Origin of the sequence: Xylophilus sp., from assembly GCA_009914555.1 — a bacterium.
In the GTDB taxonomy this organism is placed as follows: domain Bacteria; phylum Pseudomonadota; class Gammaproteobacteria; order Burkholderiales; family Burkholderiaceae_C; genus WNDY01.
Map to the genome: position 1 here is coordinate 139293 of WNDY01000001.1, position 25790 is coordinate 165082.

Consider the following 25790-nt stretch of genomic DNA (forward strand, 5'->3'; position numbering starts at 1 on the left):
TCCACAACGGGCGCCGCCGCCGGCAGGCGCCCTCCACGACCGGAGACAAGCACGATGAACGCCCCGCTGCCCGACCCCATCCGCCGCGCGCTCGAAACCGCGAACCTCGATGACCGCTATGCGCTCGACCACGGCCGCGCCTTCATGTCCGGCGTGCAGGCGCTCGTGCGCCTGCCGATGCTGCAGCGCCAGCGCGATGCGGCCGCCGGCCACCGCACGGCCGGCTTCGTCAGCGGCTACCGCGGCTCGCCGCTCGGCGGCTACGACCAGGCGCTGTGGAAGGCGCAGAAGTTCCTCCAGGCCAACGACATCGTGTTCCAGCCCGGCGTGAACGAGGAGCTGGCGGCCACCGCGCTCTGGGGCACGCAGCAGCTCGGCTTCGCGCCGCCCGGCAGCAACAAGTACGACGGCGTGTTCGGCATCTGGTACGGCAAGGGCCCGGGCGTGGACCGCTGCTCCGACGTGTTCAAGCACGCGAATATGGCCGGCACCACGCCGCTGGGCGGCGTGATCGCGGTCGCGGGCGACGACCACATCTCCAAGAGCAGCACGGCCGCGCACCAGAGCGACCACATTTTCAAGGCCTGCGGGCTGCCGGTGTTCTTCCCGGCGACGGTGCAGGAGATCCTGGACCTGGGCCTGCATGCGTTCGCGCTGAGCCGCTTCGCCGGCGTGTGGTCGGGGCTCAAGACGATCCAGGAGATCGTCGAATCGAGCGCTACGGTGGAGATCGATCCGCACCGCGTGAACATCGTGCTGCCCGACGATTTCGAGATGCCCGAGGGCGGCCTGCACATCCGCTGGCCCGACCCGCCGCTGGAGCAGGAGGCGCGCCTCATGCACTACAAGTGGTACGCCGCGCTGGCCTACATCCGCACCAACGGGTTGAACCGCACGGTGGTCGAGGGCACGCGCGACCGGCTCGGCCTGATCGCCAGCGGCAAGGCCTGGAACGACATGCGCCAGGCGCTGGCCGACCTGGGACTCGACGATGCGGCCTGCCGCGCCGTGGGCATCCGCCAGCACAAGGTGGCCGTGGTCTGGCCGCTGGAGGCGCAGCTCACGCGCGCATTCGCCACCGGGCTGCAGGAGATCCTGGTGGTCGAGGAGAAACGCCAGGTCATCGAATACCAGCTCAAGGAAGAGCTCTACAACTGGCGGCCCGACGTGCGGCCCAACGTGCTCGGCAAGTTCGGCGAGGCCGAGGGCGACTTCACCGGCGGCGAATGGAGCATGCCCAACCCGACGGCGCACACGCTGCTGCGCGCTAATGCCGATCTGTCGCCCGCGCTGATCGCCCGCGCCGTCGCGCAGCGGCTGGAGCGCCTGGGCCTGCTGGCCGGTCACCCGGCGCTGGCCGCGCGGGTGCAGGCCCGCATCGCCGTGCTCGATGCGCAGGAACGCGCCCTGGCCACCGCGACCGCGACGCGCCCGGCCGGCGCCGACCGGGTGCCGTGGTTCTGCGCCGGCTGCCCGCACAACACCAGCACCGTCGTGCCCGAGGGCTCGCGCGCGCTCGGCGGCATCGGCTGCCACTACATGGCGACCTGGATGCCCGACCGCGCCACCATCGGCTTCACCCAGATGGGCGGCGAGGGCGTGCCCTGGGTCGGCCAGCAGGCGTTCAGCAACGAGAAGCATGTGTTCGCCAACCTCGGCGACGGCACCTACTTCCACAGCGGGCTGCTGGCGATCCGCCAGGCCATCGCGGCGGGCGTGAACATCACCTACAAGATCCTCTACAACGACGCGGTCGCGATGACCGGCGGCCAGCAGGTCGGCGAGCGGCCCGAGGGGCACTCGGTGCTGCAGATCATTAACAGCCTGGTGTCCGAAGGCGTGAAGAAGCTGGTGATCGTGAGCGACGACCCGCACAAGTACGACGGCGCGCCGCTGGCCGCCGGCGTGGCGGTGCACCACCGCGACGCGCTGGACGGCATCCAGCGTGCGTTCCGAGAGATCGAGGGCACCACGGTCATCATCTACGACCAGACCTGCGCCACCGAGAAGCGCCGCCGCAGGAAGCGCGGCACCGCGGTGGACCCGGCGCTGCGCGTGGTCATCAACGACCTGGTCTGCGAAGGCTGCGGCGACTGCGGTGTACAGAGCAACTGCCTCGCGGTCGAGCCGCTGGAGACCGAGTTCGGCCGCAAGCGCACGATCAACCAGAGCAGCTGCAACAAGGACACGTCCTGCCTCAAGGGCTTCTGCCCGAGCTTCGTCACCATCGAGGGCGGGCAGCTGCGCAGGCAGGCCGCAGCGAAGGCGCCGCAGCCGGACGACCTCGGCGCGCTGCCCGACCCGGTGCTGCCGGACCTCGCCGGTCACGGCGGCGCCTGGGGCATCGTCGTCGCGGGCGTCGGCGGCACCGGCGTGATCACCATCGGCCAGCTGCTCGGCATGGCCGCGCACCTCGAAGGCCGCGGCATCGTCACGCAGGACGCGGCCGGCCTCGCGCAGAAGGGCGGCGCGACCTGGAGCCATGTGCTTGTCGCCGATACCCAGGAGAGGATCCTCACCACGCGCGTGGGCACCGCCGACGCTGACCTCATACTGGCCTGCGACCCGCTCGTGGGCGCGGGTGCCGAAACACTCGCGCGCATGCGCGCCGGCCGCACCCGCGTGGCGCTGAATGCCCACGGCGCGCCGACCGCGGGCTTCGTGCGCGACGCCGGCTGGAAGAACCCGGCCGAGGGCTGCACCGCGGCCATCGCCGGCGCGGTGGGGGCAGACGCCATCGGCAGCCTCGACGCCGAGGCGCTGGCGACCCGGCTCATGGGCGACAGCATCTACGTCAACCCGATGATGCTGGGCTACGCCTGGCAGAAGGGCTGGGTTCCGCTCACGCGCGACGCGCTGCTGCGCGCGATCGAGCTCAACGGCGTCGCGGTCGAGGCCAACAAGACAGCCTTCGCCTGGGGCCGCCACGCGGCGCACGACCTGGCGGCGGTGGAGCGCACCGCCCGGCCCGCGCAGGTCGTGCAGTTGCGGCCGCGCGAGACGCTGGAGCGGATGGTCGCGCGCCGCGCCGACTTCCTCGCCGCCTACCAGAACGCCGCCTATGCCGACACCTACCGCGCCTTCGTCGAGCGCGTGCGCGCGGCCGAGGCGCCGCTGGGCCGCCACGCGCTGGCCGAGGCGGTGGCGCGCAACCTGTTCAAGCTCATGGCCTACAAGGACGAGTACGAGGTCGCGCGGCTGCAGGCCGACCCGGCCTTCCGCGCGCGCATCGCCGCGCAGTTCGAGGGCGACTACACCGTGGCCTACCACCTCGCACCGCCGCTGCTGGCGAAGCGGAACGCGCGCGGCGAGCTGCAGAAGCGCCGTTTCGGCGCCTGGATGGGCACGGCCTTCACCGTGCTGGCCAAGCTGCGCGGCCTGCGCGGCACGCCGTTCGACCCGTTCGGCTACACCGAGGAGCGCCGCACCGAGCGCGCCCTGGTCGGCGAATACCGCGCCGCCATCGAGGAGCTGCTGCCGTCGCTGGCGGCGGACAACCATGCGCTGGCGGTCGAGATCGCCAGCCTGCCCGACCAGATCAAGGGCTACGGCCATGTGAAGGCGCGCAACCTCGCGGCGGCCCGCACGCGCTGGGCGGCGCTGAAGCAGCGCTGGCGCCATCCGGCAACCGCGCAGGCAGCGGCCTAGCTTCCGGAAAGCCAGCGCTCGAAGTCCGCGGCCGGCAGCGGCTGCGAGAACAGGTAGCCCTGGGCCACCGGATAGCCCTGGGCGCGCAGGATGGCGTTCTGGGCCTGCGTCTCCACGCCCTCGGCCACGACGGTCAGGGCCAGGCTGCGGCCGATGCCGAGGATGGCGCTGCTGAGCGCCTGGGCGGCCGGGTCGGTCTCCAGGTCGGCCACGAAGCTGCGGTCGAGCTTGAGCTCGCTCACCGGCAGGCGGCGCAGGTAGCTCAGGCTCGAATAGCCGGTGCCGAAGTCGTCCATCGACAGCCGCACGCCCTGCGCATGGACGGCGTTGATCGTCTCCAGCGTGCACGGATGCGTGTCGAGCAGCACGCTCTCTGTGATCTCCAGGATCAGGTCGCGCGGCGCCAGGCCGTGCCGGGCCAGCGTGGCGGCGATGCGCCGCGGCAGGTCGGGCTGGTGGAAGCTGGTGGCCGACAGGTTGACCGCCACGGTCGGCACCACGACGCCGCGGCTGCGCCAGCCGCCGAGCTGGCGGCAGGCCTCGTCCAGCGCCCAGTGGCCCAGTTCGGTGACGAGGCCGCATTCCTCTGCCAGCGGGACGAAGCGCATCGGCGGTATCTCGCCGAACTGCGGGTGCCGCCAGCGCGCCAGCGCCTCCACGCCATACAGCCGGCGGTTGTGCAGGCGCACCTGGGGCTGGTAGTGCAGCTGCAGACCACCGCTGTGCAGGGCCTCGCGCAGCGCGGATTCGAGCGTGAGCCGGTCCAGCACCTGGCGGTTCATGTCGGCGCTGAAGAAGCGCACCCCGCCGCGCCCGCCGGCCTTGGCCTGGTGCAGGGCCAGGTCGGCACGGTGCAGCAGCGTCTGGATGTCGCGCCCGTCGTTCGGAAAGACGGCCACGCCCACACTGGCCGAGCAGGACAGGACCGTGCCCGCGACGTCGCAGGGCGCCAGCAGCGCCGCCTGCAGACGCTCCGCCGCATGGGCGGCATGCGATTTGTCGCAGGGCGACAGCAGCACCACGAACTCGTCGCCCGAGAGCCGGCCGGCCAGGTCCGACGGCCGCAGTTGCGCCTGGATGCGCCTGGACACGATGCGCAGCAGCGTGTCGCCGGCCGGATGGCCGAGCGAGTCGTTGACCTGCTTGAAGCGGTCGATGTCGATGAACAGCAGCGCGCGGCCCTCGCCGTCGTGGTCGCCGGCCGCCAGCGTCTGGTCGGCCTGGGCCAGCAGCAGGCTGCGGTTGGGCAGGCCGGTCAGGCCGTCGTAGAAGGCCAGCTGGCGGATGCGACGGCGGGTGTGCTCGCGCTCCATGACCAGCGCGCAGAGGTGGATGCAGGCATCCACCAGCTGCTGGAGGAACGGGTCGGGCTGCATGCCGACGCGGTCGCGGTAGTAGAACGCGAAGGTGCCGACCACCTGCCCCTGGCTGGACAGGATGGGCGTGGACCAGCAGGCCCGCAAGCCCAGCGGCAGGACCCGGTGGCGGTAGTCCTCCCAGAGCGGGTCGGTGGCGATGTCGCACGCGAGCACCGGTTGGCGCCGCCAGGCGGCCGTGCCGCAGGAGCCGACCTTGGGGCCGATGGCCACGCCGTCGAGCGCGGCCGAGTATGCGGCCGGCAGGCTCGGGCCGGCCAGCGGGTGCGGCAGGCCCTGCGCATCCACCTCCAGGATCGACGCGATCACCTCGGGCACGATGCGCTCGACCTCGCGGCAGAGCAGGTCCAGCACCTCGGCCGGCGGGCAGTCGCGGGCCATGGCCTCCAGCGCGCGCCGCTGCAGCGCCTCGAACATCTTCACGCGGGTGATGTCCACCAGCACGGACACCGCGGCCTGCAGCGTGCCGTCGGGTCCGGCGATCGGGTTGACATGGATGCGCGCCCAGCAGCGCCGGCCGTCGCGGCCGGACACCACCCGCTCGCGCAGCAGGGCCCGGCCGGCGAGCAGCGCGCTGCGGTGGCCGTCGTTCGCGCCTTCCGAGGGTCCGTAACCCATCAGGCAGGTCGCCTGCCGGCCCAGCACTTCGTCGGCCGTCCAGCCCAGCATGCGGGTGAAGCCGGGATTGACACAGGTGATGGCCCAGGAGGCATCGACGACCATCACCGCCGCATCGGTGGCGCCGACCGCCGCCGACGCCCATCCGCCGCCGGCCGAGGGGTCGGCGGAACAGGGGGCGTCGGCATCCTCCACGGGGGCTCCTGGTGGTCTGGGCGGGTCTGCGCGACCATCATAGCGACGCCCTCCGCGGCACTCCACCTGTGGTTTGCGCGCCCCCGGCGGCCGGCCTTCAGTCCACCGGCAGGATCAGCCGCTCGCCGAGCAGCCCGAAGCGCTTGAGCTGGGCGCGCAGGATGTTGCGCGAGATGCCCAGCTCGCGCGCGGTGCGGCCCTGGTTCTCGCCGCAGTGCTCGAAGGCGGTCCTGACGACCAGGGCCTCCAGCGCCTCGTAGAGCTCGGGCTGCTTGCGGTCGAGCAGCTGGCGCAGCGCATGCTGGATGGCGCCGAACGGGTCGCCGGCGGGCGGCCGGGCCTCGCCGCCCGCGGCGGCTGCGCTGGCGCCGTGGGGCAGGCGCAGGTCCTCGCGCTCGACCGTGTCGCGCCGGCACACGATCATCGCGTAGTGGATGACGTTCTCCAGCTCGCGGATGTTGCCGGGCCAGCCGTAGGCCAGCAGCGCCTGCTCGGCTGCGGCGCTGAAGCCCGAGCCGCCGGCCGCCGCGTTGAGGCCAAGCTTCCTGCGGTAGATGTCGGCGAAGTGGCGCGCCAGCGGCAGGATGTCGCCCGGCCGCTCGCGCAGCGGCGGCAGGTGCAGCACGGCCACGTGCAGGCGGTAGAACAGGTCGGCGCGGAAGCGGCCGGCCTGCACCGCCTCGGTCAGGTCGACGTTGGTGGCGGCGATCAGCCGCACGTCCACGGGAATCGGCTGGCGCGCGCCCAGGCGCACCACCTGGCGCTCCTGCAGCACGCGCAGCAGCTTGACCTGCAGCGCCAGCGGCATGTCGCCGATCTCGTCGAGGAACAGCGTGCCGCCGTGGGCCGTCTCGAACCAGCCGGCGCGCGCATGGCTCGCGCCGGTGAAGGCGCCGCTCTCGTGGCCGAACAGCTCGGCGTCGATCAGGCTCTCGCTGAACGCGCCGCAGTTGACCGCGACGAACGGGCCGCCGCGCTGGCTGCAGGCATGGATGTGGCGCGCCACCAGTTCCTTGCCGGTGCCGGTCTCGCCAATCAGCAGCGCCGTCGCATGGCTGGCGCCCACCTGCTCCACCTGGCGCAGCAGCTGCTCGGACTGCGGGTCGTTGAACACCAACGCCTTGGCCCGGATCGACAGCGCCAGCGATTCGGAATGCGGCAGCGTGAGGATCTTCTGCGGTGCGGAGGGCAGGGAGGTCGTCGTGGTGGTGACCATGGGCGGAGAGGGCGGCGGCGCTCCGCGGCCGGCATGGCCGAAATGCCATGCTGCTGCTGTTGGGGCAGCAGAAGAATTATAGGAACGGCTGCTCGGAAAGCAGCAGCGAATGCCGAATTTGGAGCGGCGAAATCTGCATAAGCTGCCGCCGGGGCCACCGCTAATGGACGGTGCCGGCCGGCCGCCGCGGCAGCTCGTCGATCAGGCCGAAGCGGCGCAGCAGCGTGCGCATGGTGTTGCGCGTGATGCCCAGAAGGCGCGCAGCCTGGACCTGGTTGCCCTTGCATTTCTCGTAGGCGGTGCGCACCAGCAGCTCCTCGATGCCGTAGAACAGCCGGGGCCGCCGCGCGTCGATCAGCGAGGCGATGGACTGGGCGAGATGGTCGTAGGCGCCGTCCGCGCCATCGCCGCCGGGGACCGCGGCGGCGGCCGGCGCCGGTTCGGCGTCGCCCGCAGCGGCCGGCGCCGGCGCGTCGCCGCCGGCGATCAGCGTGCCGGCATCGTGGATCAGCCGCAGGTCGTCCGTGCGGATCTCGCCGCCCTGGCAGACGATAAGGGCGAACTGCACCACGTTCTCCAGCTCGCGGATGTTGCCAGGCCAGCAGTAGGCTTCCAGCGCGGCTGCGGCTCCCTCCGACAGGCGCACCGGCGCTGCGCCGGGCCGCTCGGCCGCATGGCGCTCCACAAAGCGGCGGGCCAGCGGCAGGATCTCGTCCACCCGCTCGCGCAGCGGCGCCAGCACGATGGGCGCGACATTGAGCCGGTAATACAGGTCGGCGCGGAAGCGCTGGGCCTCGACCGCGCGGGCCAGGTCCACGTTGGTGGCGGCGATCAGCCGCACGTCCACCGGCAGCGGCCGGCGTGCGCCGATGCGCACGACCTGGTTCTCCTGCAGCACGCGCAGCAGCTTGACCTGCAGGTGCAGCGGCAGGTCGCCGATCTCGTCGAGGAAGAGGGTGCCGCCCTGCGCGGCCTCGAACCAGCCGGCGCGGGCGCACTCGGCGCCGGTGAAGGCGCCGGCCTCGTGGCCGAAGAGTTCGGCGTCGACCAGGTTTTCACTGAAGGCGCCGCAGTTGACCGCGATGAACGGCCCGCGCCGGCCGCTGGCCGCGTGGATGCGGCGCGCGGTGACTTCCTTGCCGGTGCCGGTCTCGCCGGTGATGAGCACCGGCGCGCCGCTGCGGGCGATGCCGTCGAACGGGTCGCGCGCGCCGCGCGCCGCCGCCGCCCGCCCGGGGGACGTGGCCGGCGGCGGCGCGGAAGGCTGGACGTGGTCGGGCATGGCGCAAAAGTCCTGCGGCGGCAATGTACGGGCTGCGATCGCGGTCTTGAAGAAACGATTGCGGCTTTGCTTATGCGATCCGCGGCAGCACGTGCTCGCCCACCCGGTTCAACGCTTCCAGGTTGGGATAGCCCGACAGCACGAAGGTGCCGAAGCCGATGTTGGCGTACTCGGCGATGCGCTCGGCCACCTGGGCGTAGGAGCCGACGAAGCTCGCCATGCCGCCGACCAGCGCCGAGCCGAGCCAGAGGTTGAAGTGCAGCTCCAGCTCGCGCAGGCCGCGGATGCGGCCGTGGCCGTGCAGCGCCTGCATGCGCGCCATGGCGGTGGACTGCCAGCGCGCCAGCTCGCGCTGGGCCTGGTCGATCACGCCGGCGGGCAGCGCGTCGAGCAGGCGCTGCGCCTCGGCCCAGGCCTCGGCCTCGGTCTCGCGGGCGATCACGCTCAGGCGCAGGCCCAGATCGATGCTGCGGCCGGCTTCGGCGGCGAGCGCACGGGTGCGGGCCACGCGCTCGCGGATCAGCGCGGGCGGCCAGCCCCAGAGCATGTGCACGTCGGCGTGGCGCGCGACCAGGGCGTCGGCGCCGGCCGAGATGCCGAAGGCATGGATGCGCGGCGTGGGACCGACCGCTGCCGGCAGCCCGCCGGCGGTGCGGCAGTCCACCAGGTAGTGGCGGCTGGCATGCTGCACCGGCTCGCCGCGCCAGAGCGCGCGGGCGATGGCGATGAACTCGCCGGCGCGCTCGTAGGCCACGTCGTGGTCGGTGAAGTCGCCGTAGGAGCGCTGCTCCTCCTCCGAGCCGTTGAACAGGCAGACCTGGATGCGCTCGCCGGAGAGCTGCTGGAGCGTGGCGATGCGCTGGGCGAAGTGGGTCGGCAGCTCGGGTCCGGCGCGGAACGACACCATGAACCGCAGCCGGCGCGTGTCGTTCACCAGCGCCGCGGCCAGCAGGCCGCCGTCCTCGGTGGCGACGCCGGTGGGCAGCATGATGCCTTCGAGGCCCGCCGCCTCGGCCACGCCGGCGAGCTGGCGCACGTAGTCGATGCCGGCCTGCCGCAGCAGGCCGGGCCGGCGGCCGCGGCCGCTCTCGATGAGCAGGCGGCTGTCGCCGCGCGTGGGCGTGTACCAGTAGAAGCGCGGGCGCGCGCGGGGGGTGGCTGCGGTCATGGAGCGGTCGGTGCGGTGGCGGCGGGGCGCGCGGCGCGCACCAGCGGAAGAACTTCCTCGGCGATGCGCAGCGGGTCGTCCAGCGCATCGTCGGCCGACAGGATGAAGCTGTCGGCGCCCAGGCCGTGCAGCGTCTCCAGCCGTGCAGCCACCTGGGCATGGCTGCCGACCAGGATGGCGCGGCCGCTGCCGGCCGCCGTCCACAGGCCCGGCGATACCTCGTAGTATATCTCCGCAGCACTCGCCACACGGGGACTCTGGAAGGATACCCTGTCCAGTTCACGGCGCGCCAGCGCCTCGGTCTCGCGCGCGACCAGGTGCGCGCGCACGCCGAAGCGCAGGTTGCGGCCTTCGGCGGCGGCCAGGTCGGCCACGCGGCGCAGCCGGGCGGCGAAGATCGCGGGCGCGGCCGCCCAGTGGTAGTAGACCTGGGCATGGACGGCGGCCACGCGCTCGGCCGCAGGCGTGCCGCCGCCGATGTAGAGCGGCGGCAGCGGCTCGGCCGGCGGCCGGTAGAGGCCGCCGCCGTCGATGCGGTAGTGCGCGCCTTCGTGCGCGAAGCCGCCGCCGGCGCCGCGGCCCTTCCAGGCCTGGGCCAGCACCTGGAGGAATTCGCCGGCCCGTGCGAAGCGGTCGTCGTGGTTGACCACGTCGCCGTAGGTGCGGTGCTCGGCCGTGTCGGTGCCGGCGAGCACGCCGAACGCGAGCCGGGGACCGGCGATCTGCAGCAGCGTGGCCGCGCGCTGCGCCGCCACGGCCGGCAGGACGAAGCCCGGCCGCAGGCCGACGAGGAAGCGGATGCGCCGCACCTGCGCGGCCAGCGTCGCCGCGAGCAGCCAGGCGTCGGGCCGGCGCGGCCCGCTGGGCAGCAGCAGGCCGTCGAAGCCGGCGAGCTCGGCCGCACGCGCGGCGTTGGTTCAGTGCCGCAGTGCGCCGGCGCCGGCCGGCTGGGCCTGCTCGGTCGGCAGGTTCCAGAAGAACTCCAGACTCATCGGTCGCTCGGCATGCGCCCGCCCCTCAGGCCGCGAGCGTGGGCGCCGTGTAGCCCGCGCCGTTGCGCGGCTGGCGGCCGTGTGCCGGATGGCTCGGGTCGTTGTAGCCCGGCGTGGACGAATGGCCGGTGACCACGAGGCTGTCGACGAAGGCCTCGTCCTCGGCGGTGAAGGCGTACTGCAGCGCCGGGATGTAATCGTCCCACTGCTCCAGCGTGCGCGGGCCGGCGATGGCCGAGGTGACGAGGCGGTTGTTGAGCACCCAGGCCAGCGCGAACTGGCCGGCCGAGATGCCGCGTTCCGCGGCGTGCTCCTTCACGCGCTGGGCGAGGTCGAGCGACTCGGGGCGCCATTCGGTCTGCTGGATGCGCTTGTCGTTGCGGCCGGCGCGGGTGTCGGCGCCGGGCGTCTCGCCGGGCGCGTACTTGGCCGTGAGCACGCCGCGCGCGAGCGGGCTGTAGGGCACGACGCCGATGCCGTAGTAGTCGGCCGCAGGCAGGTGCTCGGTCTCGATCTGGCGGTTGGCGAGGTTGTAGAGCGGCTGGCTGGCGGCCGGGCGGTCCACGCCGAGCGCGTCGGCCGTGCGGCTGAACTCGGCGAGCTTCCAGGCCCGGTGGTTGGACAGGCCGTAGCTGCGGATCTTGCCGGCGCGGATCAGGTCGCCGAGCGCGCGCACGGTCTCGGCGATCGGCGTGTGGTGGTCCTCGCGGTGCAGGTAGAGCAGGTCGATGTAGTCGGTGCCCAGGCGCTTCAGGCTCGCCTCGGCCGACTGGATCACGTTGTGGCGCGAGGCGCCCCTGTCGTTCGGGCCGGTGGCGCCGGGGTTCGGGTTGACGAACTTGGTCGACAGGATCCACTGGCTGCGGCGCGGCGCGATCAGCCGGCCGACGACAACCTCGGACTGGCCCTTGTTGTAGCCGTTGGCGGTATCGATGAAGTTCACGCCCTGCTCGAAGGCCCGGTCGGCGATGCGCTGGGCGGTGGCATCGTCGGTCTGGCCGCCGAACATCATGGTGCCGAGGGTCAGCGGGGAGACCTTGATGCCGTTGCGGCCGAGGCTGCGGTAGTCGAAGGATGCGCTCATGGAAGGGATCGCTGGGTGGGTTGAGGGAATTCAGTCTGCCCGGAGTTCGACCTGCGCGGCCAGCGCGCGCGCCGAGGCCAGCGGGGCGGGGTCGATCCAGGCGCCGAGGTCGAAGTCGGCCGGGATGAAACCCTCGGCCAGCAGCCAGTCCTTCTGCGCGCGCAGGCCCTGCACGTAGACGTCGGAGAGCTGCGGCTCGAAGGCTTCGTGCAGCCGCGGGCCGAACGCCTGGCGCACGGCGGCTTCGGTGGCGCCGGTCTCGGCCGCGATGGTGGCGACCACGTCGTCCGGGTGGGTGCGCGCCCATTCGGCGGTCTTCAGCAGCACGGCGAGGTAGCGGGCGACGAGGTCCGGGTGGTCGCGCAGCGTCGCGCGGTCCACCGTGACCGGGCGCGGCGAGCCGGCGCTCAGGCGCAGCAGCGGGTCGGCCTCGCGGTTGATGTTGAAGACCGGGCGCAGGCCGCGCTCCAGCGCGGCGGCGCTGCGCGCGCCCTTGATGAAGATCGCATCGACCGCGCCGGCGAGCAGCGCCTCGGTGGCGACGTCGCGGCGGCTGGCATCGGCGCCTTCGCGCAGCTCCCATTCGGCTGCAGGCAGGTCCACCCACCGCACGTCGTCGCGGGCGATGCCATGGATCTTCAGCGCCGTGGTCAGGCCGCGCAGGCCCTCGGCGCGGCCCACGTCCACGAGGTCGCTGGCTTCCTTCTTCACGATGCCGAGCTTGCGGCCGCGCAGGTCGGGCGCGTTGTGGATATCGCTGTCGGGCCTTACGAGCACGAGCTGTTCCTCGTCGACCCAGGTGATGGCGACGACGGCCGTGTCCTGGCCGCGCGCGCGGGTCCAGATCGGCGGCACGTTGCCGCCTTCGCGGAAGCTGCCGGTCAGGCTGTGGCGGAAGTGCGATTCGCGCACCGCGCGGTCCTGCGAGGCGCGAATGGATGCGAGCCGGATGCCCTGCCGCGCGAACTCGCCGTGCAGCCAGCGCTTGTGCTGGGCGATGCCGGAGGCGGTGGGCACCGGGCAGCGGGTGTACCAGAGTTCGGTGGCAGGCGAAGGTGCGAGGACGGCGGACATCGGAAGGCTCCTTGGGCGAAAACGGTGGATCAATGGGGGGCCGCCGGCGCGCGGGCCTTGCGTACCAGGCTGAGTTCGACCACGGTGTCGAGCAGCGCAAGCCGCTCCTTGGCCGGCTCGATCGTGATGCCGTCGTGCAGCGGCACGGTGCAGGCGGTCTGCACCTCGCCGTCGATGCGCATCGCGCAGACCTTGCACAAACCGCGCCGGCACGACAGCACGTAGCCGATGCGCGGGTCCAGCGTGCGCTGGAGCACCTGCAAGGCGGTGCTGACGCTGGCGCCTTCCCACTCCGTGAGGCCCAGGCCGGCCTCGCGCGCGGGCGGCAGATCCACGTCGATGCGGCGCGGCGCGCCGTCGCGGTAGAGGGTCAGGTGGATGCGCATGTCAGGCGGGCTGCAGCAGATCGTGCCGCACGGCTTCGTGGGTCAGGGAAAGATCGCCATCGCTGCTGCGGCGCACGATGCTGTGCCGCAACGTGCCTTGCGATGCCACGCCGCGCAGGTCGTGCCGCTGGTGCGCACCGATCGACGCGGGGCGGCCGAGCGCGCCGCGCAACGCCGATTCGAGCACCGGCACGGCGGCGCGCACTTCGAGCGCATCGCTCCAGTCGCGGTTCCAGACGCGGGCGGTGTCGCGCGGCGCGAGGCGCGGCAGCTCGTCGCGGGCCAGCGCTTGCAGCCGGGCCAGCGCGGCTTCGAGCGCCGGGCCGCTGCGCGCGGCGCCGAGCGTGGATTCGGCCAGTTGCGTGAGCCGGTCCTTCAGTTCGTACGGAACGACGCCGTCGCGGCCCGCGTTGCGCCACGGCGCATGGATCGCATCGAAGGCCTGCTCCAGGTTGTCGGCGCGGCCATCCGCGCGGCGCTCCCGCGCATCGCGTGCCGCAGCCACACCGGCCCGCTTGCCCTGCACCAGCACCTGTGCGCCGGCGTTGCCCGACAGGCGGTTGGCCCCGTGGACTGCGCCGGTGGCCTCGCCGGCGGCGAACAGGCCCGGCACGCCGGTGCCGCCGTGCCCATCCACGCGGATGCCGCCGAGCGAGAAGTGGGCCGCGGGCATGACCTCGACCGCATGGTCGGCGCGGATGCGCTCGATCAGCGGCTTCATGTCGAAGCCCTGCCAGTGCCAGTCGGGCGTGACCGACTTCGACCAGGTGGGGTAGTGGTCGAGGATGTCGTCGGGCAGGTGCTTCCACGACAGGTAGACCGCGCCGCTGGGGCTGCCGCGGCCTTCGACCACCTCGGCCGCGCAGGCGGCGCTGACCACGTCGCGCGTGGCCAGCTCCATGCGCTCCGGGTCCCAGCGGGCCATGAAGCGCTCGCCGTAGCGGTTGAGCAGCCAGGCCCGCAGGCCGCCCTGCGGCCCGAGGATCCACGGAAACTGCAGGCCGCGCCAGATGGGCGGCGCCGCCAGGCAGCAGGGCAGGAACTGGAGCAGCTCCATCTCGATCAGCGAGGCGCCGGCATCCAGCGCCATCGCATGGCCTTCGCCCGAGAGTTCCTCGGGCGCGGTGCGCAGGTGCCAGTTCGACGTGGTGCCGCCGGTGGCGATCACGACCGCATGGCCGTGCAGGGCCTCGGCCTCGCCGGTGCGGCGGTCCAGCCCGGCCACGCCGACGACCGCGCCGTCGCGCGTGAGCAGCGCGGTGGACTGGAAGTCCTCGCGGAACTGCACGCCTGCGGCCAGCGCGTCGTCGGTCACGGCCTTCTGCATGTCGGGGCCGCTGATGTGGATGCCGCGGCCGCTGCTGTGGCCCGGCGCCTTCTTGTTGACGCGGAACTTCACGCCCGCGGCGATGTAGCGGCGCAGCTCGTCGCCGACGCCGGTGACCATGGCCTCGACCAGGCGCTGGTCGTTGAGGAAGGAGCCGGCGCGCACCGTGTCGTGGAAGAAGGTTTCCTCGGTGTCCGTGGCATCGACGTCGAGCCCCAGCGCCCGCAGCGTGCTGCCCGCCGCCGAGATGCCGCCGCCCGAGGTGATAGTGGCGCCGCTGCGGCCGACCAGCCCCTTGTTGACCACGAGCACCGACGCGCCCTGTTGGCGCGCATGCCAGGCGGCGACCAGGCCGGCCGCGCCGGCGCCGACGACGATGACGTCCCAGGGCGTGCTCATATGGCGAACTGCCAGAGGTACACGGGCGGCAGCGGCTCGTGGAACCAGGCCGGTGCCGTCTCTTCCACCAGCGGCGGCGGCGCGAAGCGCGGGCTCGGCACGGCGCGGATCAGCGTCTGCGTATACGGGTGCTGCGCCTCGGCCCAGAGGCGGTCGTGGTCGCCGCGTTCCACGATCCGGCCGGCATGCATGACCAGCACGCGGTCGGCCATGTACTTGACGACCGACAGGTCGTGCGAGATGAACAGGTAGGACAGGTCGAACGCTTCCTTGAGCTCCACCAGCAGGTTGAGGATCTGCGCGCGCACCGACACGTCGAGCGAGGACACCGGCTCGTCGCAGATCACCAGCGAGGGCCGCAGCACCAGCGTGCGGGCCAGGCCGATGCGCTGGCGCTGGCCGCCCGAGAACTCGTGCGGCCAGCGGTCCACCGCCGCGGCCGGCAGGCCCACGCGGTCGAGGATGTCGGCGATGCGCTGGCGCCGTTCGGTGCGGTCGGCCACGCCGTTGACGCGCAGCGCGGCGTCGAGGATGTCGCCGATGCGGTGGCGCGGGTTGAGCGAGCCGTACGGGTCCTGGAACACCATTTGCACCCGGCCCCGCCAGGGCCGCAGCGCGCGCTCGTCGAGCGGCGCGAGGTCCGTGCCTTCGAGCACGATCTTCCCGCTCTCGGGTTGGAGCAGCCGCAGCAGCGTCTTGCTCAGCGTCGATTTGCCGCAGCCCGATTCGCCGACCAGTCCGACCGTCTCGCCGGGGCGGATGTCGAAGCTCACGCCGTCCACCGCCGCGACCGGACCGTGGGCCGTGTCGTACACCGTGCGCAGATCCTGCACCGAGAGCAGCGGCGCGGCCTGCGGGTCCGGCGCCCGGGTCGGGGGCACGCCGTGGGTTTCGAGCGTGAAGGCGCGGTGGTCCGCGTCGCCGCGCACCCGCACCTCGGGCAGCGCGACCTGCCGGTAGTGCAGGTCGGCGTCGAGCCGCAGCGAGGCGCCGAGCAGGCCGCGCGTGTACGGGTGCGACGGGGCCGAGAAGATGCGCTCGGCCGATGCGGATTCGAGCACCTCGCCGCCGTACATCACGGCCACGCGGTCGGCCCATTGGCCGACGACGCCGAGATCGTGGGTGATGAGCAAGAGGCCCATGCCCGACTCCTCGCTCAACTCGCGCAGCAGCTCCAGGATCTGGGCCTGGATGGTCACGTCGAGCGCAGTCGTGGGCTCGTCGGCGATCAGCAGCTTCGGCTGGCAGGCCACGGCGATGGCGATCATCACGCGCTGGCGCTGGCCGCCCGAGAGGTGGTGGGCGTAGTCGTCGATGCGGCGCTGCGGGTTCGGTATCTTCACCCGGTCGAGCAGCGCGATGGCGCGCTCGCGCGCCTGCCAGCGGTTCAGGCCCTGGTGCGTGCGCAGCACCTCGGTGATCTGCTCGCCGATCGTGAGCACCGGGTTCAGCGAGGTCATCGGCTCCTGGAAGATCATCGAGATCTCGTTGCCGCGCACGCCGCGCAGCGCCTTCTCGTCCAGGGCCAGCAGGTCGCGCCCGCCGAAGGCGATGCGGCCACTGGCGTGCGCATTGCGCGGCAGCAGCCGCAGGATCGCGAGCGAGGTGGTCGACTTGCCGCAGCCGGATTCGCCGACCAGCGCGAGCGTCTCGCCCGGCGCGACCTCGAAGTTCACGCCGCGCACGGCCTGGTGCGTGCCGAACGAGACTTTCAGGTCCTCGACCGCGATCAGCGGCGCGCTGGCCGGCTTGAGGACCGCGTTCATACCGTGACCCTCCCGCGCAGCCGCGGGTTCATCGCCTCGATCAGCGCGTCGCCCACGAGGTTGAGGCTGAACACGGTGACCACGAGCGCGAGGCCCGGAATGGCGGTCAGGTACCACGCGGTGCGCAGCATGTCGCGCCCGCCGCCGATCATGCTGCCCCAGCTGACCTTGTTCGGGTCGCCCACGCCGAGGAAGGCGAGCGACGATTCCATGAGGATGGCGCCGGCCACCATGACCGAGGCGGTCACGACGATCGGCGGCAGCGCGTTCGGCAGGATCTCCTTGAAGATGATCCAGCGGTGGCCGAAGCCGATGCTGCGCGCGGCCAGCACGAAGTCGCTGCCCAGCAGCGCGCGGAACTGCGCACGGATCAGCCGCGCCACCGTCTCCCAGGTCGTCAGGCCGATGACGACAGCGATGACTTCGAGCGACGACTGCGTGATCGACACGATCACCACGACCAGCAGGAACGACGGCGTGGTCTGAAAGATCTCGATCAGCCAGTTGAGCACCGCATCGACCCTGCCGCCGAAGTAGCCGGCCACCGCGCCGATCAGCGTGCCGACGGTGACGCCGACGACCGCCGCCGTGATGCCCACCAGCAGCGACACGCGCGCGCCGTGGGCCAGGCCCGCGGCGATGTCGCGGCCGAGGAAGTCGGTGCCGAGGAAGAACGCCCGGTCCTCGCCCGGGCGCAGCAGCGGCTGGGCCACGATGTCGAGCGGGTCGCCGGGGAAGAACCAGTCGGCCGACAGCCCGGCGAAGACGATCAGCGCCAGCAGCACCAGGCCGACGATGGCCGCCGGGTTGCGCAGCAGCGCGGCCAATACTGGCCACTGGTCCCGCCATGAGCGCCTGCCCGTCGGGCAGTGTGGGCTGGTACTGGCGCGGGTATGTTTTCGCAGCACGCCGCCGAGCAGGGCGCCGGCGAGCTGGCTGCGCCACGACGCGGGCCGCGCCGCGGCGTCGTCGCCGTAGAGGGGAGTGGACATGGAGGGGGCGTTCCTAGTTCTGGATGCGGGGGTCGAGCCGCGCATGCAGCAGGTCGATCAGGATGTTGGCCGCGATCACGAGGAAGGACGACAGCAGCAGCACGCCGAGCAGCACGCGGTATTCGCGCGCCTGCACCGCTTCGAGCGTGAGGCGGCCGATGCCGGGCCAGCTGAAGACCGTCTCGGCCACCGCCGCGCCGCCGAGCAGGCCCGCCAGGTGGGTGCCGGCCACGGTGGTCACCGGCAGCAGCGCGTTGCGCAGCACGTGGCGGAAGGTGACGCGCGCCGGGTGCAGGCCCTTGGCCCGCGCGGTGCGTACGTAGTCCTGCGTCTGTGCTTCGAGCATCGCGGCGCGCGTGAGCCGCGCATAGACGGCGACGTAGAAGGTCGAGAGCGTGGCCGCGGGCAGGATGGCGTGGCGCAGCGTGTCCGCCAGCTTCGCCCAGCCGGTCAGGTCCACGCCCACGGTGCCGTCGCCGCCGCTGGGCAGCCAGCCCAGGTGCACCGCGAACAGCACGATGGCCATGAGCCCGATCCAGAAGCCCGGCGTGGAATAGAGCAGGAACGAGATGGAGGACAGCAGCCGGTCGGGCCAGCGGTTGGCCCAGGTGGCCATGAGCGCGCCGAACAGGATGCCGAAGGCCAGCGAGATCGCCAGCGACAGCGACATCAGCAGCAGCGTGTTGGGCAGGCGCGCGAGGATCAGGTCGATCACCGGCAGGTCGTAGCGCGGCGAATAGCCGAGCGAGAAGTGCGCGAGGTGGCCGAGGTAGTCGCCGAGCTGCGAGACGGCTGGCTTGTCCAGCCCGTAGCGCTCGCGCAGCAGCGCCGTCGTCTCGGCCGTGGCCGAGCCGGATTCGGCCACGAGCGCATCGACCGCGTCGCCCGGCACCGCCTGCAGCAGCGCGAAGTTGAGGATGACCACGCCGAGCGCCGTGGGCAGCGCGCGCCACAGCGGGCGGCGCAGGGCGCGCAGCCAGCCGAGCACGCGGTGCAGCAGCGGGAGCGAATCGGTGGACGAGGGCGGCAGGACGGCGGACATGGCGACCCCCTTTTTCAGAACGTCATGCGGGCGAGCCGCCGTCGCGGGCGATCCAGGCGCCGGCGAAGTTGCCCAGCGTGCCGTCGGCCGGGTCGAGGAAGTCGCGCAGGCCCTTGCGCGCGACCACCACCGCCTCGGGCGCGACCAGCGGGATCTTGGGCAGGTCGGTCTGCACCAGCTGCTGGAACTGGGTGTAGATCGCGCGGCGGCGTTCCACATTCGTTTCGTACTGGGCGATCTCCAGCAGGCGGTCGGCCTCGGCGCTGCGGTAGGCCGCGCCGTTGCTGAAGGCCACGCCGGGCTGGATGTTCTTCGACCAGTAGAAACGCTGGGTGCCGATGGCCGGGTCCGGGCCCGCGTTGGCCATGTAGACCGAGGCGTCGAAGTCGCGCCGGGTGTAGACGCGGTTGATGAACTCGCCGAAGTCCTGGATGCGCACGTCCACCCGCACGCCGATGCGCGCGAGGTTGGCGCGCAGGACCTGGGCGGCCTGCACCAGCGTCTGCGAGCTGCCCGCGTTGGGGTCGAGCGTGAACGCGAGGCGCGTGCCGCGGCCGTCGCGCTTCAAGCCCGCCGCGTCGAGCAGCGCCTCGGCGCGCTGAAGGTCGAACGGGTAGTGCGGCACGTCGGTGGTGTGGAAGGCCGGAAAGGCCGAGGGGATCGGCGCATCCGTGGCCTCGGCATAGCCGTGCCAGATGTTCTTCACCAGGAAGTTGCGGTCCACCGCATGGGCGATGGCTTGGCGCACGCGCACGTCGCGCCACAGCGGGCGCTCCAGGTTGAACTCGATGGCGGCGATGCCGGTGGTCGAAGGCTGGGTGCGGCGGTGCACCGCCAGCTGCGGGTTGCGCGCGAGGTTGGCCACGTCCGACAGCGGTACCTCGCCCGCGATATGGATCGCGCCGGTCTCCAGCGCGGCCACGGCCGCGGCCGGGTCGGTGATCTGGCGGAACACGATCTGGTCGAGCCAGGGTCGGTCCCTGTCCCAGTAGTCGGCATTGCGCTCCAGCACGAGCTGGCGGCCGCGGTCCCAGCGCACGAAGCGGAACGGGCCGGTGCCGACCGGCGCGTTGTTGCGCGGATTGGCGAGCACGTCGGCGCCCGCGTAGAGGTGGCGCGGGATCACCTGCGATTCGATGGCCGACAGCGCGCCGAGGATGTAGGGCGCGGGCCTGGACAGGCGCAGCACGGCCACGGTGGGCGACGGCGTGTCGACCTTCTCCACGTTGAGGAAGATGCTGCGCCCGCGCGCGTTGAACTTCTTCCACACCTCCAGCAGCGAGAACGCCACGTCGGCCGAGGTGAACGGCTGGCCGTCGTGCCACTTCACGCCGGGGCGCAGGTGGAAGGTGATCGCGAGGCCGTCGGCGCTGGTCTCCCACTTGGTGGCCAGGCGCGGCAGCGGGCGCAGCTGCGCGTCGTAGCTCAGCAGGCCGTCGAACACCTTGCCCGAAACGAGCTGGGTGGGCCCGGCGGTGGTGAGCGCGCTGGTCAGGCCCGGCGGCTCGCGGCCGGTGCCGATGACCAGCGTGCCGCCGCGCTGCGGCGTGGCGGCTTCGGCGGCGTGGGCGGACGCGCCCCAGGCCAGGGCAGCCGGCGCGGCGATGAAATGGCGGCGCGAGAGAAGGCTCATGGCGGTGATGCGCGGTCAGAGACGGAGGCCGGCGCTTTTCAGCAGCGGCAGGATGCTTTCGCCGAAGTGGGCCAGGTCCTTCTCAAAGTCGAAGAAGCCGAGCTGCACGCCGTCGATGCCGGCTTGCTTGAGCGCGATGAGCTGCTCGACCACCTGCTCGGGCGTGCCGACGATCTCGATGTTGCCGCCCAGGCCGCGGCCGGTGTCGCGCGTGCCTTCCTTGCGGCCGCGCCAGGCGTGGGCGTCGCTGTCGTACTGGTGGTTGCCGAACAGGTGGCCGGTGCGCCCGCCGACGATGGCATTGACGTAGGCTTCGGTCTCGGCCTCGGTGTCGCGGCTCACGATGACCGGGTTGATCAGCGTGCGCACGGTGCGGCCCTGCGCCGTGGCGGCCGCTCGGATCTGCGCCGTGTGGGCCGGCAGCATGGCCAGCGCCGCCTTGATGCCCGAGCCGCCCGGGCTGGTGATGAAGACGATGTCGGAATACCTGGCGGCGAAGTCGATGCCGGCGTCCGAGCCGGTCGCGTTGACCAGCACTGGGCGGCCGTAGAGCGGCTTGGGCGTGATGAAGCCGTTGTGCACCGTCCAGCCCTGGCGGCCCTTGAAGGAGAAGTTCTCGTCGCTGCTCCAGAGCGTCTCGACCACGTCGAACAGCTCGGCCGCGAGCTCGTAGCGGTGATCGTGCGCGATGCGCTGCCAGCCGAACATTTCGTGCTCGATGGCGCGGTGGCCGGTCACGATGTTGATGCCCCAGCGGCCGCGGGCGATGTGGTCGAGCGTGGCGCCGTACTTGGCGATGTGCAGCGGATGCAGCGGGCCGTAGAGCACGTGGATGGTCGAGATCAGCAGGATCGACTTCGTCACCGCCGCCATGGCGCCCAGCGCGATGAACGAGTCGAGCGACGCCTCGCCGTCGTAGCCGCCCTTGGGCAGCCACTGCGTGCGGCTGAACGCGAGGTCGAAGCCCAGCGCCTCGCCCTGCTGGACGATGCGGCTGTTGTAGTCGAAGGTCCAGGTGTTGGAGGTGGGGAAGGTGGTGCGCTGGATGTCCTGGAGGTTCAGGAACAGGCCGAGCAGCAGCGGCTGCCGCAAGGCCCGGGACAGCGGGCTGTCGGGGAACTCGCTGGGCGCGCGGGCGCGCTGGATCGCGCCCTGGGGGGCGCTGCCGGGCAGGATGGTTTCAGGCGGGATAGCGATGGCGGCGTCGCTCATGGGCGGGCTCCGGGGCGGATGGCGGTCGATGGAGGAAAAGACGGCGCGGATCGGATACTCCGGCCAGGAAGGTACTGCATGCGCTTGCAACGCGCCGACAATCCGATGGTACAAAGGGGTGTATCCATCATGCCGGCGAGCCGTTCGGCGCGAGCCAGACGCCGGCGAGGTTGCTGGTGGCCGCGTCGATGGGCGGCAGGCCGCGTACGCGGCGCTGGTGGACGATCAGCCCGTGCGGCGCCAGGATGGGGATACGCGGCAGGTCGGTCTGCACCCGGCGCTGGAACCGGGCGAACACCTCGCGGCGGCGGGCCGGGTCGTTCTCGGTCTGCGCGGCCTGGAGCAGGCGGTCGGCCTCGGCGCTGTCGTAATGCGAGCCGTTGGAGAACGCCACGCCGGGCTGGAAGTTCCTCGACCAGTAGAAGCGCTGGATGCCGATGCTCGGGTCCGGCCCGACGTTGGCGCCTTCGAGCACGGTGTCGAAGTCGCGCCGCGTGTAGACGCGGTTGACGTACTCGCCGAAGTCCTGCGTGCGCACGCGCAGGTCCACGCCGATCCTGGCGAGGTTGCTGCGCAGCTGCTGGCCGACCACGTCGAGCGGGCCGGTGGGGGCCGGATCGTTGAACACGCTCAACCGCACGCCGCGGCCCTTGCGCGGCAGGCCGGCTTCCTCCAGCAGCGCCTCGGCGCGCTTCAGGTCGAACGGGTAGTGCGGGATGTCGGCGCTGTAGAAGTCCCTGAACGCCGGCGGGATCGGCGAATCGGTGGCCGTGGCCTCGCCGAACCAGATGTTGCGCACGATGGCGTCGCGGTCGATCGCATGGGCGAAAGCCTGGCGCACGCGCACGTCCTTGAACACCGGACGGTCGAGGTTGAAGCCGAGGACGTTGACGCCGGTGGTGTAGCTCAGCGGCTCGCGCCTGACAGCCAGCGCCGGATTGGCTTCGAGCCGGCGCACGTCCGACAGCGGCACGGCGGCGAAGCCGATCAGGTGGACCGAGCCGGTCTCCAGCGCCGCGGCGTTGGCCGCCACGTCGGACGAGAAGCGCAGCACCAGGCGGTCGAGATACGGGCGCGGTGCATCCCAGTAGCCGGGGTTGCGCTCCAGCACGATCTGGCTGCCGCGCTCCCAGCGCACGAAGCGGAACGGGCCGTTGCCGACGGGCGCATTCAGGGCCGGGTTGGTCAGCAGGCTGCCGCCGCCATAGACGTGGCGCGGGATCACCTGCGCCTCCACACCCGAACTCAGTGCAATCAGCAAAAAGGGCGCGGGCCGCGACAGGCGCAGCACGGCGGTGTGGCGGTCGGGCGTGTCCACCGCCTCGACGGCCTCGAAGGTGGAGCGGCCGCGCGCGTGGTACTTCTTCCACACTTCGAGCAGCGAGAAGGCCACGTCGGCCGAGGTGAACGGCTGGCCGTCATGCCACTTCACGCCCTCGCGCAGGCGCAGCGTGAGCGTGCGGCCGTCGCCCGACTGCTGCCACGACGTGGCCAGCTGCGGCTGCGGGCGCAGCTGCGCGTCGTAGGTCAGCAGGCCGTCGAAAATCTTGCCGGAGACCAGCTGCGCGAGCCCCGCGGTGGTCACCGCGCTGGTCAGCGGCGTGGTCAGTTCCGGCCCCGGGCCCAGCACCAGCGTGCCGCCGCGCACCGGCGCCTCGGCAGCGGCCCGCGCTGCCGGCGGCAACCCCAGGCCGGCGGCCGCGCCGAGGCCGCCGAGCGCGAAGCGGCGGCGGTCCAACGTCGTGGGATGGAAAGGCTGGGGCATGGTGTGCACTGCAGAAGCAGGCGACGTGCCCGCGCACCGCGCACCCTGTCGCGGCCGGCGGGTCCGGCGCGGCGTGCCGCTGCCTGTGCAGCAACGGCGCTCGAAATCAACCAGATCCGGTGCTGCGGCAGCAGCGCCCGTCGGCCGTGGTGGACGGCAAGCTCAGATGCCGTATATGCAAGCGCGCCGCCTGCATGACCGCGCCGCAGACGCCGCCGGCTTGGATGCGGCACGACAGGCAAGCCGCATGGTTGATTTTCAGCAGCCCTGCGCCTGCGAGCGCATGGAGCAGGCCGGCGCCACGCTGCTGCGAACGGGGCAGGCGGGCTCTGGACGGGTGTCCGGCAGACGGCGAATGGATCAGCGATGAAATCCGACCGTCGAAAACTCCGAGCAAGCTGTCTCAAAATCTTCAGCCACGGCGGCGTCGACAGGCGCAAACTTCTCTTCACGCCACGGCTGGACAGCATCGGCCAACCAGCGAGACAGCGGTGAATCCTATCGAATGCAGGAAAGGAAGAAGAGCATGATCGAACTCCGCCGGGCCCACGACCGCGGCATCGCCGACCACGGCTGGCTGCAATCGCGCCACACCTTCTCCTTCGGTGGCTACCGCGACCCGCGCCAGCAGGGCTTCTCGGACCTGCTGGTCATCAACGACGACCGCGTGGCGCCGAGCCAGGGCTTCGGCGCGCATCCGCACCGCGACATGGAAATCTTCTCGTACGTGCTGGAAGGCGCGCTGGAGCACAAGGACTCCATGGGCACCGGCTCGGTGATTCGCCCGGGCGACGTGCAGATGATGAGCGCCGGCACCGGCGTGCGCCACAGCGAGTTCAACCACTCGGCGACCGAGGCGGTCCATTTCCTCCAGATCTGGATCGTGCCGGCCCGCCAGAGCGTGCAGCCGCGCTACCAGCAGGTGCACTTCAGCGAGGCCGAGAAGCGCGGCAGGCTGCGCCTGATCATCTCGCCCGAAGGCGACGAAGGATCGCTGCGGGTGCACCAGGACGCCCGCGTTTACGCCGGCCGGTTCGACGGCGATGACGAGCGCGCCGAACTGCGGCTGGCGCCGGGCCGGTACGCCTATGTCCACGTGGCGCGCGGCAGCGTCGCGGTCAACGGCCAGGCGTTCGGCGAAGGCGACGGCGCCCGCATCCGCGGCGAGGAGGTGCTGCGCTTCGCCGGCGGCCGGCAGGCCGAGGTGCTGGTGTTCGACCTGCGGCCGAATGAGCTGCCGATGCTGTGACCGGCTGCGGGGACAAGGGTATTTCTCTATAGCGCTCTTGTAAAGCGCGGTACAGGGACCTTCTCCCCCAGGTATGGAGGGCCGCCCTACAGGTCGGCCGCCGGCAGCCGCCGGCCCTCGGCGGCCGAGGCGTAGATGCGCTCGATCAGCACCTGGTCGCGCAGCCCTTCCTCGCCGGGCGTGCGCGGCGGCTTGCCGTTGCGCACGCAGTCGGCGAAGTGGTCGATCTCGCAGGAGAACTGGTTGGCATGCGGCAGCACCACTTCGTCGCGCACCGCGGCGCCGTTGCGCAGCCGGCCGATGAAGAGGCGCTGGCCTTCGTAGGCGAAGGCGTCGGGCATGTCGACTGCGGCCTCGGCGAAGTTCAGGCGCTGGGCCTTGTCCTCGCGCGCGCCGTAGCTGGTGAAGCAGTTGGCGATCAGTCCCGAGGGAAAGCGCAGCATGAAGGACACGGTCTGCTCCACCTCGGCGAAGCGGTCGTCGCCCTGGGGCGTATGGATCTGCGCATAGACCTCGCGCGGCTCCTCGCCGCTGACGAAGCGCGCGGTGTTCAGGCAGTAGAGGCCGATGTCCGGCAGCGCGCCGCCGCCCGCGAGCGCCTGCTTGTGGCGCCACTGCTGCGCCGCGTTGGCATGCACGGTCTGCACATTGACCGACTGGATGCCCACGAGCCGGCCGAAGGTCTGGTCGCGCACCCAGCCGCGGGCGCGGACGTGGTGCGGCTGGTACTGGATGCGGTAGGCGACCATGAGCCTGACCCCGGCACGGCTGCAGGCGTCGACCATGGCCCGCGCGTCGGCCGCGCTGGTGGCCAGGGGCTTCTCGCAGAGCACGTGCAGGCCGATGGCCGCGGCGCGTTCGGTGAATTCGCGGTGCAGCGCATTGGGCAGCACGAGGTAGATGGCCTGCACCGCCGGGTTGTCGCGCAGCCGCTCGAAGCCGTCGTAGCCGTGGCAGTCGCCGGCGGCGATGCCGTACTGCTGCGCGACCACCTTGAGCTTCTCGGGCGAGCCGGAGACCAGCGCCACCGGCCGCGCCAGCCGGCTGGCGCCGAAGGCCGGCAGGATCTGTTCGAGCGACAGCCGGCCGAGCCCCACGACGGCGAAGCCGACCCGCTTGTCCGGCGCCAGCGGCGCGACCGGGTCGCCGGCCGGCCGGTCGGCTTCGCCGCGCCAGGGGGGAAAGCGCACGCGGCCCTGCTCGACGGCACCGCTGTCGACCGGACTCGGGCCCGGCAGATCCCGGCGCTGCGGAGATGCGCCGGCGGGTACGGGAGACGTGGAGGTCATGGCCGGGCCGCTTTTTTTCTCGTGGAGAGGCAACGGTGTCGCTCAAAAGAAGGGCAGCCACCGGGGACTGCCCTGCC

Annotated in this window: 17 protein-coding genes and 1 pseudogene; 2 read left to right on the top strand and 16 right to left on the bottom strand. The window is 72.0% G+C overall.

Annotated elements, in window-relative coordinates; genetic code table 11:
• Window positions 1-54: 54 nt before the first annotated feature.
• The gene (locus GAK38_RS00690) at window positions 55-3648 is read left to right on the top strand and encodes an indolepyruvate ferredoxin oxidoreductase family protein (RefSeq protein WP_325340525.1); all 3594 of its coding nucleotides are present in this window, start codon (window positions 55-57) and stop codon (window positions 3646-3648) included.
• Here GAK38_RS00690 and GAK38_RS00695 read toward each other — a convergent pair.
• The 15 genes and pseudogenes from GAK38_RS00695 to GAK38_RS00765 all read right to left on the bottom strand — a co-directional run bounded on the left by GAK38_RS00695 (window position 3645) and on the right by GAK38_RS00765 (window position 23175).
• On the bottom strand, window positions 3645-5837 hold the full coding sequence (locus GAK38_RS00695) for an EAL domain-containing protein (RefSeq protein WP_325340527.1): 2193 nt from the start codon (window positions 5835-5837) through the stop codon (window positions 3645-3647). The genes GAK38_RS00690 and GAK38_RS00695 overlap by 4 nt on opposite strands.
• 97 nt (window positions 5838-5934) lie before the next feature.
• Window positions 5935-7053, bottom strand: coding sequence for a sigma-54 interaction domain-containing protein (locus GAK38_RS00700; protein WP_325340529.1), 1119 nt, complete (start codon window positions 7051-7053; stop codon window positions 5935-5937).
• A 160-nt stretch (window positions 7054-7213) separates the two neighbouring features.
• Window positions 7214-8335, bottom strand: coding sequence for a sigma-54 interaction domain-containing protein (locus GAK38_RS00705; protein WP_325340531.1), 1122 nt, complete (start codon window positions 8333-8335; stop codon window positions 7214-7216).
• A 70-nt stretch (window positions 8336-8405) separates the two neighbouring features.
• Complete coding sequence (locus GAK38_RS00710; RefSeq protein WP_325340533.1) at window positions 8406-9503, bottom strand: LLM class flavin-dependent oxidoreductase; 1098 nt, start codon at window positions 9501-9503, stop codon at window positions 8406-8408.
• A pseudogene (locus tag GAK38_RS00715) lies at window positions 9500-10402 on the bottom strand (LLM class flavin-dependent oxidoreductase); the annotation flags it as partial. The pseudogene GAK38_RS00715 and the gene GAK38_RS00710, both read right to left, overlap by 4 nt.
• 118 nt (window positions 10403-10520) lie before the next feature.
• Window positions 10521-11579, bottom strand: coding sequence for an aldo/keto reductase (locus GAK38_RS00720; RefSeq protein ID WP_325340534.1), 1059 nt, complete (start codon window positions 11577-11579; stop codon window positions 10521-10523).
• Window positions 11580-11609: 30 nt separating this feature from the next.
• A complete protein-coding gene (locus GAK38_RS00725; RefSeq protein ID WP_325340535.1) occupies window positions 11610-12653 on the bottom strand; it encodes an ABC transporter substrate-binding protein in 1044 nt (347 codons plus the stop codon).
• A gap of 29 nt (window positions 12654-12682) precedes the next feature.
• A complete protein-coding gene (locus GAK38_RS00730; protein WP_325340537.1) occupies window positions 12683-13039 on the bottom strand; it encodes a 2Fe-2S iron-sulfur cluster-binding protein in 357 nt (118 codons plus the stop codon).
• A 1-nt stretch (window position 13040) separates the two neighbouring features.
• The gene (locus GAK38_RS00735) at window positions 13041-14765 is read right to left on the bottom strand and encodes an FAD-dependent oxidoreductase (RefSeq protein WP_325340538.1); all 1725 of its coding nucleotides are present in this window, start codon (window positions 14763-14765) and stop codon (window positions 13041-13043) included.
• Window positions 14762-16531 (bottom strand): ABC transporter ATP-binding protein, encoded by a 1770-nt coding sequence (locus GAK38_RS00740; RefSeq protein ID WP_325340540.1) that lies wholly within the window; start codon window positions 16529-16531, stop codon window positions 14762-14764. Before GAK38_RS00740 ends, GAK38_RS00735 begins: the two co-directional genes overlap by 4 nt.
• Complete coding sequence (locus GAK38_RS00745) at window positions 16528-17523, bottom strand: ABC transporter permease (protein ID WP_325340541.1); 996 nt, start codon at window positions 17521-17523, stop codon at window positions 16528-16530. The genes GAK38_RS00740 and GAK38_RS00745 overlap by 4 nt, the downstream gene beginning before the upstream one ends.
• Window positions 17524-17536: 13 nt before the next feature.
• Window positions 17537-18565, bottom strand: coding sequence for an ABC transporter permease (locus GAK38_RS00750; protein ID WP_325340543.1), 1029 nt, complete (start codon window positions 18563-18565; stop codon window positions 17537-17539).
• Window positions 18566-18587: 22 nt separating this feature from the next.
• On the bottom strand, window positions 18588-20198 hold the full coding sequence (locus GAK38_RS00755) for an ABC transporter substrate-binding protein (RefSeq protein ID WP_325340545.1): 1611 nt from the start codon (window positions 20196-20198) through the stop codon (window positions 18588-18590).
• 15 nt (window positions 20199-20213) lie between these two features.
• Window positions 20214-21410: an LLM class flavin-dependent oxidoreductase gene (locus tag GAK38_RS00760; protein WP_325340547.1), complete on the bottom strand. Its 1197-nt coding sequence runs from the start codon at window positions 21408-21410 to the stop codon at window positions 20214-20216.
• Window positions 21411-21537: 127 nt separating this feature from the next.
• The gene (locus tag GAK38_RS00765) at window positions 21538-23175 is read right to left on the bottom strand and encodes an ABC transporter substrate-binding protein (protein ID WP_325340549.1); all 1638 of its coding nucleotides are present in this window, start codon (window positions 23173-23175) and stop codon (window positions 21538-21540) included.
• 526 nt (window positions 23176-23701) lie between these two features.
• Between GAK38_RS00765 and GAK38_RS00770 the strand changes: the two genes are divergently transcribed.
• Entirely contained in the window at window positions 23702-24424 is a 723-nt protein-coding gene (locus GAK38_RS00770; RefSeq protein WP_325340551.1) for a pirin family protein, read from the top strand.
• Window positions 24425-24510: 86 nt separating this feature from the next.
• Here the strand turns inward: GAK38_RS00770 and GAK38_RS00775 are convergent, their stop codons facing one another.
• A complete protein-coding gene (locus tag GAK38_RS00775) occupies window positions 24511-25713 on the bottom strand; it encodes a Gfo/Idh/MocA family protein (protein WP_325340553.1) in 1203 nt (400 codons plus the stop codon).
• Window positions 25714-25790 lie beyond the last annotated feature (77 nt).